This is a genomic window from Oceanobacillus sp. MO10714A, assembly GCF_037072045.1.
In the GTDB taxonomy this organism is placed as follows: Bacteria; Bacillota; Bacilli; order Bacillales; family Amphibacillaceae; genus Oceanobacillus; species Oceanobacillus indicireducens.
Genome location: NZ_JAXHDC010000018.1, coordinates 28,246 through 46,744, shown reverse-complemented (window position 1 = coordinate 46,744; position 18,499 = coordinate 28,246). Strand labels below are relative to the sequence as shown.

Annotated in this window: 16 protein-coding genes; all 16 read right to left on the bottom strand. The window is 32.3% G+C overall.

Annotated elements, in window-relative coordinates; translation table 11 throughout:
• Nucleotides 1–60: 60 nt before the first annotated feature.
• Nucleotides 61–546 carry an anthrone oxygenase family protein gene (locus tag SPD53_RS10980; protein WP_336252569.1) on the bottom strand — a complete coding sequence of 162 codons (486 nt, stop codon included), beginning with the start codon at nucleotides 544–546 and terminating at the stop codon, nucleotides 61–63.
• Nucleotides 543–935, bottom strand: a complete 393-nt coding sequence (locus SPD53_RS10975; RefSeq protein WP_336252568.1) for a hypothetical protein — start codon at nucleotides 933–935, stop codon at nucleotides 543–545. The genes SPD53_RS10980 and SPD53_RS10975 overlap by 4 nt, the downstream gene beginning before the upstream one ends.
• Before the next feature lie 68 nt (nucleotides 936–1,003).
• Nucleotides 1,004–1,789, bottom strand: a complete 786-nt coding sequence (locus SPD53_RS10970) for an ABC transporter permease (RefSeq protein ID WP_213020713.1) — start codon at nucleotides 1,787–1,789, stop codon at nucleotides 1,004–1,006.
• On the bottom strand, nucleotides 1,786–2,691 hold the full coding sequence (locus SPD53_RS10965) for an ABC transporter ATP-binding protein (RefSeq protein ID WP_336252567.1): 906 nt from the start codon (nucleotides 2,689–2,691) through the stop codon (nucleotides 1,786–1,788). The genes SPD53_RS10970 and SPD53_RS10965 overlap by 4 nt, the downstream gene beginning before the upstream one ends.
• A complete protein-coding gene (locus SPD53_RS10960; protein WP_244707341.1) occupies nucleotides 2,642–2,914 on the bottom strand; it encodes a PLD nuclease N-terminal domain-containing protein in 273 nt (90 codons plus the stop codon). The genes SPD53_RS10965 and SPD53_RS10960 overlap by 50 nt, the downstream gene beginning before the upstream one ends.
• 12 nt (nucleotides 2,915–2,926) lie before the next feature.
• Nucleotides 2,927–3,469: a helix-turn-helix domain-containing protein gene (locus SPD53_RS10955; RefSeq protein ID WP_212967448.1), complete on the bottom strand. Its 543-nt coding sequence runs from the start codon at nucleotides 3,467–3,469 to the stop codon at nucleotides 2,927–2,929.
• A 252-nt stretch (nucleotides 3,470–3,721) separates the two neighbouring features.
• Nucleotides 3,722–4,249, bottom strand: coding sequence for an AAA family ATPase (locus tag SPD53_RS10950; protein WP_442946239.1), 528 nt, complete (start codon nucleotides 4,247–4,249; stop codon nucleotides 3,722–3,724).
• Between the two features lie 214 nt (nucleotides 4,250–4,463).
• Nucleotides 4,464–5,663 (bottom strand): MFS transporter, encoded by a 1,200-nt coding sequence (locus SPD53_RS10945; RefSeq protein ID WP_336252566.1) that lies wholly within the window; start codon nucleotides 5,661–5,663, stop codon nucleotides 4,464–4,466.
• A gap of 111 nt (nucleotides 5,664–5,774) precedes the next feature.
• Nucleotides 5,775–6,278: a GNAT family N-acetyltransferase gene (locus SPD53_RS10940; protein ID WP_336252565.1), complete on the bottom strand. Its 504-nt coding sequence runs from the start codon at nucleotides 6,276–6,278 to the stop codon at nucleotides 5,775–5,777.
• A 475-nt stretch (nucleotides 6,279–6,753) separates the two neighbouring features.
• Nucleotides 6,754–7,329, bottom strand: coding sequence for a peptide deformylase (gene def / locus SPD53_RS10935; protein ID WP_336252564.1), 576 nt, complete (start codon nucleotides 7,327–7,329; stop codon nucleotides 6,754–6,756).
• A complete protein-coding gene (locus SPD53_RS10930; RefSeq protein WP_216484438.1) occupies nucleotides 7,322–7,513 on the bottom strand; it encodes a helix-turn-helix transcriptional regulator in 192 nt (63 codons plus the stop codon). Before SPD53_RS10930 ends, def begins: the two co-directional genes overlap by 8 nt.
• Nucleotides 7,514–7,969: 456 nt before the next feature.
• Complete coding sequence (locus SPD53_RS10925; RefSeq protein WP_336252563.1) at nucleotides 7,970–8,908, bottom strand: hypothetical protein; 939 nt, start codon at nucleotides 8,906–8,908, stop codon at nucleotides 7,970–7,972.
• A complete protein-coding gene (locus SPD53_RS10920) occupies nucleotides 8,901–10,538 on the bottom strand; it encodes a hypothetical protein (protein WP_336252562.1) in 1,638 nt (545 codons plus the stop codon). Before SPD53_RS10920 ends, SPD53_RS10925 begins: the two co-directional genes overlap by 8 nt.
• Before the next feature lie 330 nt (nucleotides 10,539–10,868).
• Nucleotides 10,869–16,592: an ATP-binding protein gene (locus SPD53_RS10915; RefSeq protein WP_336252561.1), complete on the bottom strand. Its 5,724-nt coding sequence runs from the start codon at nucleotides 16,590–16,592 to the stop codon at nucleotides 10,869–10,871.
• Nucleotides 16,593–16,628: 36 nt separating this feature from the next.
• Nucleotides 16,629–16,763: a hypothetical protein gene (locus SPD53_RS10910; RefSeq protein WP_336252560.1), complete on the bottom strand. Its 135-nt coding sequence runs from the start codon at nucleotides 16,761–16,763 to the stop codon at nucleotides 16,629–16,631.
• A 420-nt stretch (nucleotides 16,764–17,183) separates the two neighbouring features.
• Nucleotides 17,184–18,095 (bottom strand): conjugal transfer protein, encoded by a 912-nt coding sequence (locus SPD53_RS10905; protein ID WP_336252559.1) that lies wholly within the window; start codon nucleotides 18,093–18,095, stop codon nucleotides 17,184–17,186.
• Nucleotides 18,096–18,499 lie beyond the last annotated feature (404 nt).

Below are 18,499 nucleotides of genomic sequence, written 5' to 3'. Positions count from 1 at the left end.
AAACAATCATCAGAATTGACGATAACTCATATGAAACCTCATCCCCCATTCCATTTTGGTCTAAATTCGCCAAAGAACGAAGACGAAGAGTGCTGATGAGGCTAAACTTGAAATAGTCCGAACATGGTTCCATGATGTCCATTTTAAATAATACTCTTTCCATAGCTCCAAACTTTCTGCATCTGTAGCTATTACATTGGCTAATGCATTATTTAGTGGAACATTATATACCGCCGTAACCAGCAAGCTTCCCAGTAGATAAAACAAACTACCAACAAATATATAAATGGCATTCGGTTCTTTCCAATTTAATAATGAAATAATCACAAGTAGGATACAAACAAGAGATGTCCCCATAAATACTGTAAAGAATAGCCGATTTAGCACAACGCTATTTATGGACTGCATAGCCGAAATTCCCTGCTCTGGAGGGAGCCGATAGAGAGCCTTCATGACAAATGCCGAAAATGCAAAGAATAATCCTGCAATCAGCCCAGATCCTAATGATGCAGTAAAAATTAGAATAGGAAAGAGGTTTTCGATCATATTTCATCTTCCATATGTGCGTTTTCTATAAGATTGATTGAAGGGCAATTCCTCATCATTTCGTGAACCAATTGTCTAGGGTTTTCATTTTCAAATACAACATGATCAAACTCACAACCCTTCAATTGAAGCATGACGACTTCATTTTGGTTATGATAGGCTAAAAAGTATTTTTTATCTTCAATCATAAATATTCCAGCTTTATAGCCAAATGTTGTGATACCTGTTCTCTTTATAGCCGCTGACCATGGAAAATGAAATTTCCCCACCCGAATTTCTTTAATGGAGGTGTAAGGGATTTTGATCTCCTTCCTCAAAGTTAAAGCCGCTGTCCATCCCGAAATATTCAGTCGTAATTCACGATCACCCGCCACAACTTGAAAACTCATCTTAATCTCCTCCAATTTATATAACCAATCATCCAAGGATTATTTAACCGGTAACCCGATTAAGGAAATCACATCGAAGGCAATTCCTTTCGGGATAAATACGATGTTGCAAATAATAAGCAGAAAACAATAAGTAATACGGATACCGTCATTGTGATGAAAAAGTGAGGCAGCACATTCCCTGACGTTATGATGCTAACAGCTTGATTGGATAAATGCGCTGGATTTAAGACTTGGAAGCCTCCCCCCAACATAGTAACAGTCTTCAAAAAGATGAGAACAAAAACAGACAACAATGCAATAGCCGGTGTTCTAGACAATAAAGCACCTATAGTGATTACAAAGGCCAACATAAATAAGCACCAAATGTAATAAACTCCCAAACCTGCTGCAATCCTAACCACGGAAACAGCTTGATATAAATAAAAAGTATAAAATACTGCTGACAGAAATCCGATGAATATGGAACCTGCAATCATGACTGCATGCCCCAATAATTTACTTAGCAAATATTCAACAATTGTCGTATTGCGCGTTAGAATAAACGCTAACATGCCATTATTTTTATCTGATGCGATGATGCCCATCGTCGCCATTACAATCACGATTAAGCCCATTTGGTCAAATTGATCGGTTAAGGCACTTGCTAATACTTCACTAGCCGTTAACTCTGGTAATGTGATCGTCATTCCATCAGGCAGTCCACCAGCCATTTTTAAAATTTCTGGCAAATAAAAAGATGATAAAGGTTGCAGGATGCCCAAAAACATAAAAACAATGGGCAACCATAATAGTTTGTAACTTCTCCTTGCATCCAACCACTCTCTCTTTAACAGAACAGTGAAGTGTTTCATGATGACTTCACCATCCTTAAAAAGATTTCTTCCAAGCTTTCCTGTACCAATTCAAACTTTTGAATCGGAAGATGTAAATTTAAAATATTGCTCAACAGCCAGTCTCTTCCTTGCTCGATATTTTTCACTCGCACTTTGGCAGCATTTCCTGTTAGCTCAATGGATTCAACAATGTCCTCATTCACAAGCTGGTGTGTCCACTCGCTTAATCGAGGCGCCTGAATGATAAAGATTGGTTTTTGAGTCTGTTCCATAATTTGATGAATGGATCCGTTAACAAGTAATTGCCCTTTATTTATGATCAGCATCTTATCGCAAAGTTCTTCAGCATCATGCAAAATATGCGTTGAAAAAAGAATTGTCGATTTCTGTTTAATCACTTTAAGCAATTCCAATATATCCCTGCGTCCCAATGGATCCAATGCAGAAACCGGTTCATCCATAATCAGTAATTTTGGTTGATGGATAAGCGCTTGTGCAATCCCTAACCTCTGTTTCATTCCTCCCGAATAGGTGCCAATAAGCTGATTTTCTACCTCACTCAGTCCAACCAACTTCAGCAATTCGTTGATCCTTTCTTCCAAAATATCCCTTTCTATATTTGAAAGTCCGCCCATAAATATAAGCAATTCTCTTCCCGTCATCCATGGATAAAAAGTAGGGTGTTGTGGTAAATACCCAATAAATTTACGCATTTGGTCATGGCGTTTTCCGTTAAGCAAGATTTTTCCGCCTGTAAGTTTGTTTATATCTAGTATCATTTTAATGATCGTTGTTTTACCTGCTCCGTTCGGACCGAGAAGAGCCACACATTCTCCTTGATTAATATGAAAATCAACATTTTGAACGACTTCATGATTTCCGTACTTTTTTTGGAGTTGACTGACTTGAAGTAGGTGCATCTGAGCGTTGCCTCCTTCCTAAAACAAAATATAAAATGGGGCCGATGATGTTAACCAATATAATCACCGCACCCCAAAACCATTTATAATCCGCACTTTGATCTCTTTTTAATAAATCCCATAATGCCACAGAAAATAAGATCAGATGTAAGATTAAGATCGGCAAAAGTAATGGTAACCAAGCTCCAATTTCATCCATTCCAATGTGATAACCATAATGCATGTCAAAACCTCCCTACAATTCTTGTGAGTCTTGCGGAATAAACATGCTTGCAAAAATCCGAGTGGTTCGTTCAGGTGTTATCTCGTTGTGGACCACTTTCTCAATCGCCTGATGAATGGACTGGATAAGCTCCTTAAATTCTTCATCTGACAGATGCAAAGGTACATACGCATAGCTAAATCCTTCTTGTTCATACTGTTTAGGGGACGTATTCGCCAAATAAGACGTTGCTAATTGAAGTAAATTACCGTGGAATACGGAAAAATGACGGATATGATCCTCCTGTGAGATCGTTTCAATTTCGCTTTCAGGAATTTGCAAGTTATCTATTTTGACTGAGAATTTGCGTTCTTCTGTTCCTTTCACCTTTTTTGTTTCAATCACTTCAATTAAATTTGCTTCGAGTAAAAGATTGATATGACGATATAACGTAGCTTGAGGAACATCACCAAGTATCTCGACAAGTTGAGCAATCGTCAGCGGTTTGTTTAGCAACAATTGCTGTACAATTCGCATTCGCACAGGATGAAGAAGTAAATCGGCATTTCCTTTCATTAAATTCTTCTCCAATCATTATCATTTTATAAAATGATAATATAATATTATAACAAAATTATCAACTGTAGGTTTAAAGGTTTGACCACTACGTCCACTCAATTTTTAAACAAAAGTCATATAGAGAAATAAATTTCATAATAAAGATTTTCGCTTATAAACATGAATGAATCATCTTTGAAAATCATAATAGTATATTTTTACCTATATTTATATTTATAAATTTGTCCTATTAAAGATTACTTTTTATATTTACTTTATAACTACTTCTCCTTCGCATGAAGGTACTTCGAATCCGTTTAGGTAAGATGTCAGAATATCATCAGTGATTGGAAAAGCTGCATTTGCATCAAATCTTTTACTCCGTACATTCAGACGTTTACGAATAATTTCAGGACTAACTTTCAAATAAACAAGTTTCCACTCACCACCAGCTTCTTCAATTAACTGTTTGTATTCATCTCGTTTGGCTTTTTGCCAAAAGCTAAAATCAATAACAACCTTTCGTTTATCCTGAATTAGACGTATTAATTGATTACGAAGCCTTCTTTCAGCTTCGAATTGATAATCGCCATATTTCTCAACAGGATAGTCTATTCCATAGCATCCATTAACCTTCCAAATCTCTTCATCAATCGAAAGACGTACAAACCCTTCTGTTTCCAGGCGTTGTGCGAATGTAGTCTTCCCCGAACCCGCTACACCACACATCATAATAATTAATGGATTTGAAGTTATTTGTCTTAATATGCCCTTTACATTTTCTTCAAAATTCGACAATACTATCACTCCTAATAATTTCACCTTTTCTTCTATATAATCGGGTTCTTATTCCTCTAAAGGATCAAAATCAATATCTGGATGATCGTTTGCTTTCACAAGTCCGTCATCTTTTAATCTATAAAAGGTTGTTTCTTTTTTTATCTTCTTTATCTTGAACATTACTGAAATCCCCCATTAGTTATTATTAAATAGTTTGTTCTCATGATTTAGATCATGTTGATATAAGGGATCTATGTTTCCATGTTAAAAGCATTGTACCAGACAAAAAGGCTAATACTCCTACTATATAAGGGAAATAAGTGTTAATATCAAATAAAATCCCCCCTAATATAGGTCCAACTACACTCCCTAGGCTTACATATGCATTATTCATACCCGCAATAAATCCTTGCTCATTTACTGCCAATTTGGATAACACTGTATTGATAACTGGACGCAGGATGGAAGTAGATGTATAAAGCAAACAAGTCAGCAGCAAGATACTCCAAATGCGTGTGGTGAACAAGAGAAATAAAAAACTAACCCCACCAGCTATCATTGTTCCGTTCATAACCTTCGATTCACCAAAGAGGGAAACCAGTTTATTCGTTAATAACAGTTGCACCATAACACTTACAAATGCTGCAATTGTAATTACCATTGCAATATCCTTTGCCGTATAGCCGAATTGTTTGTCAACAAACAGTCCAAAAATTGCTTCAAAAATGTATAAAGATACACTATAGAGAAATACCAAAAGCAACGGAACAACGTAAGGTACCCGAATGGAGCGCAATATTTGCTGTACCATTGGTTGGGGTGAAACGGTGTCCGCTTTCGACATCTCCGTCTTTTTTTCTAACGTTTCAGGAAGTAAAAAAAAGGACAGTAAAAAGGAAACAAAAGATAAAACAGTTGCAAAATAAAAAGGTACATATAAACCATACGTTGTTAGAAAACCTCCAATTCCAGGCCCTATAACAAAACCAAATGATATGGAAGCATTAAGGAAACTTAGCCCCTTAGCACGTTCTTCCTCTGTCGTTATATCAATAATACATGCCATAGCACCGGGAATTAAAAGTGATACTGCAATACCTGTTAAAAACCTCCCTAAAAAAAGCAACCAAAAATGAACTGAAAAAGCAAAGACTAATTGAGATAAAGTAAGACAAATTAAACCAATCTCTATAATTCTTTTTCGACCATAGCGATCAGCAAAACGTCCGGCAATTGGAGATAAAAAAAGCTGAATAATACCGTATGTAGCTACTAGTAATCCCATCATTTGTCCGTTTGTATTAAATTTCCCCATAAAATCGGGCAATATCGGGATAATTAACCCAAATGCAGCCGTAGCGATAAATACACAAACCATTAAAAGAAAAAGTGTTTTTATTTTACTAGGTTTAGATATCAAATCATCATTCACCTCTTTTTCTAGATGTTAAACTGTAGTGTTAATAAAGTGTAAGATTCAAAGAAAATTTTCATAATAAGTGCTTCCATTCTTGTCAAAATAATACCCTTCGCTAGATTAAAATTAAACTTTTAAAACCATTAAATCTTCGTCAAAATACTTCCCGTTATCTTTTAATGCATTCTTTTCTACTCCGTAAATCTGGAATCCAATGGATCTATATAGATTCTTTGCAGGATTATTACTGGATATCACTGTTAAATTTATTTGTTCCAAACCGATACAATCTTTCGACTTTTTTATCAGTTCAAGCAGGAGCAACTTCCCCAATCCTTGTCCTCGCATTTCTGGCTTCACAAACATTCCAAACACATTCCCTTTATGAGCAATTTTAAGACTACTTTCACGCACAAAAGTCACAATTCCCACTAATAAATTTTTATCCTCAAAAGCACCCAAGACAAATTTGTTATCGTTTGGTTTTAATCGTTCTGCTACAGTTTCGAGAGTGAATTTAGCTTCTCTCTCATAAGTTGAGCCAAATGCTTCAGGATTGATTTTTAATGCACTTAAACGTAATTCTTGGTACAATTGAGCATCAGACTCATTTAAAATTCGTATAGACATTAACTTCCCCTCATTTCCTTTTCTCTACTTAATAATCATAGTTCTTCTTAAACTGGCATAGATGCCATTTCAAATACAAATACGAGATTTTCGTTCAATGACACATGATCTTTTCAGAACGGAGAGAATAGTTTCGTCAATCTCAAAAAGTACCTTCAACTTGGTCAAAATTTATTTATTCTATCTAGTAGTGCAATATAATTATGTCTTACCGTCAACAACAATTAGGCAAAACATGTTTCTAAAGTTTGCAACAGTACCACACCTTAGACAGTGTGTGGCATAGTTGTTTTAACAAGAAATCTGTCATCACCCCACTTTCTATTTTTTCCAGAATAGCACATTTGTTGTCATTCATTATGCCCTTGTACAATGTTTCAAAATTGGATTTTGACTTTTTTAATGATTAAACTAAAACAGTCGAAACAAAAGCTCATTACTCGTACAACTTTGAATACGAGTTAATGTGCGAACTTTAGTACAAACTTTTGCAGTTTTCTGGTATTTCAAAAGGATTTTCTTTATTAATACGCTCATAAAACATAATTCCATTTAGATGATCTATTTCATGTTGAATGACAATAGAGGAATAACCTTTCAGTTTCAACACGATTTCTTCTCCCTCTAAATTAAACCCTTTCACTTTTATCCGCTCATATCTTGGGACAAATCCTTTTATATCCCGATCAACAGAGAGACAGCCTTCACTAGGTGATAAATAAATCATCGAAACTGAATGACTGATTATTTTTGGATTAATAAGCGTATATTCATGTTTCTTCCCCTTCTCATCGGTTAAATAAGCTACGAACATACGCTTATTCAAGCCAATCTGATTCGCTGATAAGCCAACTCCTGCACGCAATTTATATTTTTTAGATAAATCGGGATCTTGACTATTTTTCAAAAAGTTCATCATACAAGTTAATATTTCCTTATCTTCCTCAGATGAAGGCATTGTCACATCTTGTGTTGATTGATTGAGGATTTCATTTCCTTCCCTTACAATATCTTTCATGGTGATCATATAATTAGAATGAAATTTACTCATAAATAAATAATTCATCTACCTTTACTTTTAACGTTTTTGATAACTTGAATGCCAACTCTAGTGTGGGATCATATTTATCATTCTCTATACAATTTATTGTTTGTCTAACAACACCACACTCCTTGGCGAGTTGCTCTTGTGTTATCCCCAGTTTCTTCCTTATTGCTTTAATTTTATTTTTCAATGGCTTCACCTATGTCTAAAGTATTTGACATTGTTCATTATAACAAATTAGATAAATATGTCAATAACTTTGGACATTACAAGATATCTATCGGGTGGTTTTCCAGAAGAACAATTAGGACGTGGCATGCTAAAGATTATCATCAATGGACCAGCAAATAAAGCAGGGGAACCTTCTTTAAAGTTCTCCTGCTTATCAAATCGTACAACTTTTTAACTACAATCCTTCAAAAGATATTATGTGATAATAACCTATACATCTCAAATGCTTAACAACTATCAAAGACAGTTTACCATTCTTCAAATCTAGGAAGAACTATATTCTCAGTTCGATTAACTAGACACAATTTAGATTACCGTTTCTATTATGAAACCCTTCTCAGATAATAATTTCTAAAATTGGGATTAATCTATTTTCTCCTCGCGTATTTCTTTCATAAGAGAATTATTCAAAATACTAATCAAATTTTAAATTCCACAATTCAATGATGTTGGTAAATTTGTTCAGATTATATAAACTTTGAACTTTTTCAACATAGTCTTGTAAGATTTTCTTACTTTCTTCATCATCACAAGGTATCGACTGTAAAGTGTGAAGATATCTTTCTACTTTTTTGATTTTCTCAAAATACTCTATATGATCAAATAGCTCTTCTTTTAGAACATTTCTATTTTCATCAATCTGTGCTTTTAATTTTTCTTGTTCTTTAGCAAGTTTCTCAGTTTCATGACGGGCTCTTATTAATTCTTGTTCTACTTCTCTTTTTCTTCTTTCTTCACGCTTTTTATCTCGAACCGGCAAGTATTCTTTCCTTAAATCTAAAAAAATTGCTTCAAGCTGGTTAAGTAGACTTTCCAATTCATCAGTATAGATTAACTTCTTCTTATTTTCTAAATTAATTAATTCAAGCTGTATGGTTCCCGAATACTTTTTTCTATATACTGGTTGCATCGCCCCTATTGTATCACCCCTTACTTTTGTTTCAAAAAGCGTCACTTTCCAACTTACATAAGACAATCGTAATTCTGTATAATACTCTCCTTCATGTTCGGTGTAAACTTGTCCTCCTAACAATTCAATACCTTTTAGCAACTTATTAACAACCGTATATGCTACTTTTCTTTTTAAAGGAGAAACATGTATGTCTAAAATTGTTTTATCTGGACTGTCTTCATAATTAACTTTTTGCTTTTCTTCAAATTGTAAACTAAATGGAAGTTCCTCAATATAGCTATACTTCTTATTTTCTTCTCTCTTTTTTTCAATCCGGTCATATTCAAGAATTAATGAATGTAAATTTGTAGCCTTAATTGATTTTAGCGACCTTACCCACTTAGTAAACTTCTTTTCATCATCTATATTATCGAGATTATATTTCTGGGGATTATCAGCCATTGTTTACACCACTTTCAAATTCACATCCACATTTATATAAAGTATCTACAAGTTTTTCCAAATCTACATCCGATTTTACTTTTTCAGGAATTAAAAGTTTAGGTGTAGTACCTTGTAATATTGTAGACAGACCTAGCATAAAATCCGAAAATGATGGACAGGAATTTCGATCAATCTTATAGCCTCGTTCAGTAAAACCATATATTTTTCCCCATTCATCAATCTTATTTATATGAAATCCTATAAAACTATTAGGTTTTGAAGCAAGAGAATTAATTAAATCTTCCATTCCTTTTTTTAAAACATTACGATTATTTTTGTCTACAAGGTCAATGATTATTTTTAATTTTAATTTCATTTTTTCAACGACATGATGTAGTTCCATGATATCATCCATATCATGAACCACTGGTTCTTTACTTGTTCGAATAGAATTGGTTTTGATAGCAATGGATATTTTTCCTAGTGTTTTTAAGTCCTTTTCAATCTCTAAATACTTATCTATTAATTCTTTCATACCAAAAACCGGAGATTTAAGTGGAGATCTAAATTCAATTAGTTTTGGTTTCCCATAATTTTCAACTGTTTTCTTTATATTATTTACTACTTGAGCTTTTACAGAATTATTTGTCCAAATATTATCCGTTGTTTTTCCATTTAAAATAGAGATTATATATTGATCCTTTTGTTTATTTTTTATTAATCCATTTTTTGATTCTATATACTCTATTCCACTTTGTATTTCTTCCGGATATTTTTGGCTTCCATTACTTATTGGTACCAAAACTCTACGTTGTGTTTTCAAATCCACATTTCGAGTCTTCACACATAATTTTTCGTATTCTGGCCAATAAGACGTATCCTCCAGAACATCAAAAAGCCAAGAATACATCACCAACATCTCAAAATAATCTCTCTTCCCCTGTATAAAAGGTTTACCTTGATGTTTTTCGTACTCTTCTTCTATATCAAAAGGGTTGTCTTGATAACGATAATCATAACTATTAATATAATAATGTTCATCATACTGCCTAGAATATTTATGCTCTACATACTTATCCGACCATTTCCAGGCAATATTAAAAGCATAACTTGCTATGTTAACCCCGAATTCTCTATAAGAATCCATTACCCATTTTACAATATTATTATCTAATCCTTTCATTTCCGAACGATTTGGTTTTGAAATATTATATTTCCAATAATCTTTAACTGCTAGTACTACTTTGGAAAAGTCATCATCAGAAAGTTCACAGTCCGATAATCTATAAGATACTTCTTTTGCAATCTCTAAAAATTCATTTTCCTTATAGAAAATATCAATGTCTTTTTGAGCATCACAAACTTTCTTTATAAAAGTATCTATTCTTTTTTTCTTATTTAAATAATATTCCTCAATGAAACCATGTGTATTTGGGTATTGGTTTATTAGCGTTTTTTTCGATTTTTCAATTGTCTGTTGAAGCTTAATTAATTCATAATTATAATCTTCTGGATTCAGGTAGTCATTGAAATATTCAGAGACGAACTGAATAATCTTACCCATGTTATCCGAGTGTTTGGTAAAATCGAATTCATTTATTTTCTCTTTTCTTTTTCGCATGGAAATATATTCTTCAATTTTAAGCATATTTATCCATCCTTTTTAGTAACTGCTTACATCATAATATCACAAAACTGATTGCATCTATTGTAGTCAACTGGTATTGAAATATTTTTAGTATATTTTTGATTTACAACTTCACTGTGTTATCTTTCGTAAATTCTTTCTGAAAAACAACTACATAATAAGCTAATAGAACGCCTTACTCTAATTTTTCAATCAAACTTCGAAAATTAAGACATCTTTCACAAGCTAAGAATATAAACAATCAAGTGGATTTTCAGAAATACCCCAATAAGTATTTCTTTGCTCATCTCAGAGATTATGCATAGAAATACCTATCATGTAGTACTCAACTTAAAGATTACCAATCTCATTAGCTTCCACTAATAAAATTCCTAATTCTTTTTGCAGTTCTTCTACATCAGCTTTCTTCATGATCCACCTTTGCATCGTTGGCTGCCTAAATGTCGCCATATCCATATAAAATTCTTCACCTTTTCCATATGATAATTCAAAACGAATTTCATACTTTTTCCCTAACCATTCTTGAATCGAAACAAACAGATTGGATGGCGACATTTTGTAATACTCATTAACAAAATAACAATAACCATATGTTAAGTTAAATAATGTACAATTTTCGTTTGAATCTGATTCAGTAACAGCTAAATTTTTTAGAAATTGTCTTCCTCCAAACATTTTCCCAATTTCTTCGTCAGAATTATAATATGGACTAACTATTTTCTTTGAAAAAGCCATAATTTTACTTTCTTTTGATGGATAGAAAGAAATTGTACCAGCCACTAATACTTCATTCTCTGGAATATTTGCATTTAATATTTTATTTCCGCTTTGAATAATTAATTGCTCCTCCAACTGGTTATTACAGAAATTATCAAGTTCCTCATAGTAAGCTGGATTAAATAAAATAATATCTGGTTCATCAATAGGTAAACATAGCTGACACAGTGTACTGATGGAAGTATTTAAATGCTCAAATTTATTATTTAAAAATCTTTGAACGATAAAATCTTCCTTATCAGAACCCATAAACTTTAATATTCGGTCTTCCCTTAAATCAATTTCCTTTATCTTTAAATACTCCCTCTCAAGTGATAGATAGGATTCCAAATATGCACTTACCAATTCCATACCTAATAATTTTTCATTTCTCTGAATTAAAAATGGAATTTCAATAGATTCTGATTTAGGCTGTGTTAAAATTTTCTCGACAGATTTTCTGTTTAGAGGATTTTCAAGTTTGTTCATATCTTGATTTTTATAAGCTAAAACCAAAGAACTTTGAAGACGCAAATTCAATAATTTACTATCGTTTATACAATAATTTAAAAAGGGCTCTGCTACAGTAATATCCTGTTTTTCCCTAGCCAATTTCTCTAATAAAAGTAGAATAAAATACTTTTGTTTAACTGACCCTTGGGAAGGTAGTCTTACAAAATCAAATCGATGAATTAAATTTTTCATAAAATAATACATTCCATTAAGGGAATTCATAGTTCTTTCGATATTCTCGGTTGAAAATAATAACCATAACAACTGTTCAAATATATCTAACCAACAAATTTTTTCTTTTTTTATAGATGGCAAAGTCACTTTCCTAAAATTACTATTATGCCATGAAGACAACATAGAAATTTGCTGTTCAAAAAAAGGGATCAATTTATTTGGATAGTAGGCTTTTATCATATAAAGTACATAGTTATTCACATCATCGGTAAAGCTACTTAACCAATATGAAGGTTCCCTCGACACAAGTGTGCTATCAATTATATCAGCATACATTTCCTTTATTTGATGGGGGGACAGTAAAGGGATTAAACTCTCTGCTGCAACATTTGCATTATCTGATTCCCAACTGTAATGATTTTCTCTATTAATAAAGAATGAAAAAAGTGCATCTCTATAACTAGTAAAATCTTTTGTTCTATAGTTACCTATTCTACTTGCAATAATTTCAAATCTTTCCCATGCATGAGATTTATATTCCAACTGTTCTACGTCATTTAAAAATTCACTTACTAGTTTATCAATTGGTAATTCATAATATTTAAGAACACCTTTTGGAGGATCATCTTTAGTATATAAATTTTCAATATATACCTTTTTCAATACATCCGTTCTTTCCTTTAAAAATCTCTCATTATCATTCGATAACTTCTCTATAATTTGATTACTAAATTCAATTTTTCGGGCATTATCATTATTAGATATTTTGCTAGATGTTGCTTCTATTAAACACCACAAACCAAGTAAATCTTCTTCTTCAAAGTCTAAAGTTTTCCAATTCTCTTTGAAAAAATAAATAATGTGATTTATTTTTGTAATGAGTTTTTTCTCGAAAAAATCATTATTTAATAATCTATAAAATTCTTGAGAACCCGATAATATTGCTGATTCAAAAAATAGATCCTCGATAGAGGACGCAAGTAAATTATCTCCCTTCTCACTAGCTAACAAAGACAAATTATATAAATCCAAGCCCTTACTGCTCCAATATGATAAATCATCTTCAACAACACGTTTGAAAACTTCATACGGATAGTGAAGTACGCCATCTTTATGTTCGATAAAACCAAGCAAATTTTCGTATAATCTTTTTCTTGCTTTGTCGACCATCCCTTTATTGACCTCATATTTCAACATAAGTTCAGAAAAAAGATTATATGTTGAAATACTATCTTGAAGAGATGAGTTCCAGGCTCTTCCTTTCACTCCTAACCAATACTCGAACCAGTTTTCTAATTCATTATAATACCCTCGTGTGGCTAAATATTCCCATGTTAATGTCACTGAATAGTTAGAACGATAATCATAGCCTTTTGTTCTATTCAAAAGATAACTTGTAAGTTTTGACTCCAACACCCCATCATTTGAATTCTCAATAAGATAAAATATAAACTTACTTAGTTGATTAGCTACTCCATAAATTCCATTTAAAAAAGGGGTCATACATTCATCAAACAAATAATCTAGATATATTCTAAAATCAGAGAAAGCGATATATTTTTTTGTCTCGAAAATATTTCCGAGTTCAAAAGATATCCTGATTAATCTTTTTAAATAAGGTCGTCCCCGATCATCACCATATTTTAAATAGTATTCATGGATACCCTCATTAATTTGTAACTCTTTAGATCCAAAATCCCCAAGATACCCCAAAATAAAAGAGTAGGCGGAGTACATATTAAGTTTATTATTATAATGATAGTCTTGATTACTAAGAGCTTTAAAACCTTTCAATTTAACATCATTATAAATTGGATCTGTACTTTTTTTTCTCACTATAAGTGTGTTTAAAAAAAGGATTTTTATATCTAACGAATTATACGACCAATCCTTATTCTTTTTAATTTTCGAAAGCACATATGACAGTTTAAGCCATTCCTGATTCTGAAACAATTTATCTAAAAGATCTTCAAGCTGATTAATGCTTAGTTTACGTATGTTTTTATTAAAAAATCTAGCAAATTGAAGTATTGTGGTGTTAGTATTATTCGCTAATCCTTCTAATTGTCCATATATAATTAGACTTTTAATTTGGTTTTTTATTTCAATAGAGTCAATATAGATATTGCTATTCAGGATCTTAGATAAGTAGCCAATTTGAGTTAAGGTATCAGAAGTACCTCGTGATAGCCCTTGATCTTGATGCCATAATTCATTAACGCTAACATGAGTAATTACTGATTGAAAATCTCCGAACCACCTATCAAAAAGTGCCTTTGCTCTGTAAGATTGGTTATCATTCACAAGAGTATTAATATCATCCACTACAATTTTTATATCCTTGATTTTAACTGAATTTAGGTTGATTCTTTCATATTCGGAATACAGTAAATTCGGTATTTTTATTGTTGGCTTCAGGTCTTCATAATAATCCATAATCCTTATATATTGGTTTAGGTATATAGCAGTTAAAGAAATGTTCTGTATCTTTTCAAAATCATAATCTATCTTACTTTGTTGAACTACTTCTTTAAATTGATATAGTAAACCATCTATTTCTTGCCCAAGTGTTATAGCTTCATTAACATAATCCATTGAAAATACATCAAGTTTTTCGGAAGACCTATTCGCCAAATCTAGTAACCGGAAAATATCTCGATGTTTTATTTCTATTTTCTTAGAGAAATTGAGGTAATAAGTTGCTATCTTTCCCGCAACATATGTAATAATATTTGAGTTTTTCCGAAGTTTATTCTTTAAATATACCCTAATATCATTATGATAAAGTGCGTATTTACCTTCATTTTCTATCACTAGTGGTGAATAAAAGTTTAATATTTGTTGCCATTCCACTTTACTTATTTCATTACTTTTAAAAATCTCTAAAATATCATCAATTGAAACTTTTTCAATTGTAATAGAAAAAAGAGTTGCTAATAAATCTTTAATTTGGTAACCATTTTTAAATACTTTTTCATCAAGAGAATTCCAAATAGAATCGTAGTATTCGATTATGTTAGAGCTTAAATTCTTTTCATTCAAATAAGTAAATAGTGCTGTACTTTCTTTAATATTCTTTGATTCGTATGCGGCAAATGTTGCCGAAAGTGTGTTACCTTTCGAAATCTCATATATAATTTTCGCTGCAGAATTAAAATCATCTATATTAGGATTTATTTTTCTCAAAAGAACTTTTATATCGTCTAAAGTTATTCCTGTTAGCTCGACTTTGTCTAAACTTTCAGAAGCTGAATTCAGCCAAATTGGATAATCTTCATAATCCTCCGCTGGTTGACCACAAAGAATAAAAAATATATTATCAGGTACTATTTCAGGACTAATTAATGATCTTAAAAAAGTTTCTTTTGAACCAGATCTTGCGGCATGGTCAATACCATCAATTACAATTACTGTATTTTTGTTATGGATTTTCCCAAACTCTGATGCCAAACGCAGAACTGTCTCTCTAAGTTCCTCTTTTGACAGAAACTGATTTCTAATAGGTACTTTATACTTATACAATTTACCCCGAAAAAGTTCGCGTAGTTGATTTAATAACGAACCCCACATCATTTCTTCTGTAATAGACTTATCAAAATCCAAATTAACATATTTGTATTCTGGAGTTACTGGGATATAAGCATGGTACCGTAAATCTACAATTGTATCAGGCTTATTAGCCAAAAAATTAACTAAGCTCGTTTTCCCAATTCCTGGTTTACCGTACAAAAATAGCATTTTCTGTGACTTATTTTTAGAGCGCTCTTCAATATATGAAATCAAATTTTTTCTACTCTCAAAAAAAGGACTTGGTGGTAATAAAAGATGCTGTGGATACCGTTCTTCTTTTATAGCTAAACTAGAGTACACTTCTTCTACAGTAATTTTTTCCTTTTCCCTAGTTGAAGATGCCCATTTTTTCAAAGAATAAAAGAGTGACTTATATAACTCTAAACCGGTCTCTTGGCTAACTGAAAAAATATTTATGATTTTTTCCAATATCTTTTTATCTAGTTCTAGAGTATTAGGGTGTTCTATCTCTATTTTGAATTTCTGAATAAATTCAACTGTTTCATTTTCATCCTCGAATACATCGATTTCCTCAAGCCAAGCTTCAAGTACATTAGCCCATTCCTTATTCGGAAGACGCTCCCTAAGGGTATTTATCGACTGGATTGAACTGCTAGTTTGTTGGAACCAAGTAAAGAATTCTTTAAATGAAGGAACCCCTATTTTTACATCCCCTCTAATTATAGAAGTAGCACTTGTAACAGGTTCTCTATTGGTAAGCAAAGTGGCATAGCAATCTTTATCGCTTTCGCTTTTTTCTTTCATCCAGCTTTTAGCAATTTTCATAAGGAGGGAATCAGATTTTTTGTCCCTGGTTAGTAAAAAAGAAAATCCTATTTTTTCATCAACCCTCGTATGTTTCACTTGTATATATTCAATTTTTTCACAATATTCACAGACCACATCATCTAGCGTATCAATACTAGCTTGAAGAGTAACCGACTTTATCTCTTCTTCGGGTATAAGCATTGAAGTGATTTTGTCTAATCCAACAGTCCATTCATAAAAATATGGATCTCCAATTCCTGAACTTATATTCATATATATTTCTCCTTGTTTTTATTTAGTTAAACAGGGTTAGCAAGTAATTAAACGTAATAAGAATTGGTTTAATAGTAATTTTGGCTCCATGCTCGAATCCATTACTGCTATTTTCAGCTTTGCAATTTTAATTCCTTTTGCATAAAAGAAAAAGCCCTTCTGCATATCCAACCTTTTGTTCGTCTGGAATAATATTTTACTTCTTTAGATTTCCCTTGTTTTGTATCTCTAGATGTGAAACCAAAATATATTTATAAGATATGTTGATTTTTCACATGAACAATTCGTAAGATTTTTATTATTGTACTTTTACACAGGTATTTACAGTGATTTGTTGTGTAAAAGTACAATTAAACTACAATGACTTTATCTGTACCTTATGAATGCAAAATTATCCATTTACGAAAATACTATCTTAAAGGATTATTTTTATCAAACTTTTTTCAAAGTAACAAATAAAGTAGGGCTACCTTAAAAAGGGTTACCCTACTAATCAAACGTTATTATGTCTAGGACATAATATTTGAGACAGTCTGCAATAGTATAAAACTTACTTCTCGTCAAAACACTGTATCGATAAAACTTATTTATTTATTCTACAATCATCCAATTTGTATCCTTTTCTAACGTGAGTATATATTGTGAAAACTGTACAGATTTCGTTACTTCGTCAATATATTTAACAGCAACCCATACTTTTATTTGATGATCTACTGTCTGAAATACTGGATTACTAAGTTCTGAAAATGTATAATCCTTTCCGATTACTGGTAATGCATTGTTTTTCACATAATAAGCAAGCTCTTTCTCTGTCGCAGTCGGGTAAAACATAAAGAATGTCTCCAAAAACTCTGTCACTTCTTGCGCTGTATCAGAGTCGACTGTGCCATTACTCTCAGGTTGTTGTGGTTCATAATCTGATTTATTCGGTATACTCCATAAAGTAGGATTTTGTGTAATAACTAAATTTCCTACTTTATCCTGATGAAGCAAAATCCGATATGTGGAGCGAACCTTATCGCCATTCTTATCTTCTGCAATTTTTTGCTCTACTGAATAAACTACCGAATAGGTATCATCTTTCTCTTGTGACACCGACCAAATATCAATATCACTCACACTCGAACTGGTGGGAATATCTAATCGTATGGTCTCACTATTTAAAGCTTGTAATTCCTCTGTTAGATAATGGCTTAACTTTTCCTCACGTTGTTCAATCGATTCTTTATTATTTTGCCACGTATAGTAATTCTTCACGAAGCTTTTCGTAAAGCTTTCAATTGCACTAGTGTCCACAAGTTTTTTTTCAATTACTTCTTTTTCATGAACTGTATGTTGATCAATAGCTGTAAAGTTCTTATATATCCCAAAGACAAGGCTACTGATTAATACAATCCACAAAACAGTCACTGATTTCTTACGCGTTCCAACACTTTTTACTTTTGTTTTCGATGACTTTGTTTCCACTGTTTGTTTTTTAATTTTTCTAAAAACGTTTTTCATCTATTCCAACCCTCGTATATTATATTTAGGCATTATTTTTTCCACCTATTTTTTCTCACTGTTTCTAAAAATTATTACATCTGTTAGACCCGTTACTTTGCACTACAGGACGCTTTCCGCGGGCATGGCTTGAGCCTCTTCGGAAGAAAACCACTTCCTGTGGGGTCTCAAGACTCATGGGATTGCACTATCGTTCATCCCACCGAAACCATTTGCTTTTCCCGCAGGAGTCGCCGCCTTTCGTTCCAAGTAACTAAATAAGTGCAATTATTTTTATAAATGATTGCGTACCTATCTGAATAATATGGCAAACGCCTTGGACGTTCCGTGATATTCCTAGATAATGGTCATAGGATCATTTGGGACAATTCTTTCAACCCCTGCGGGCATAACCGCATAAGAAA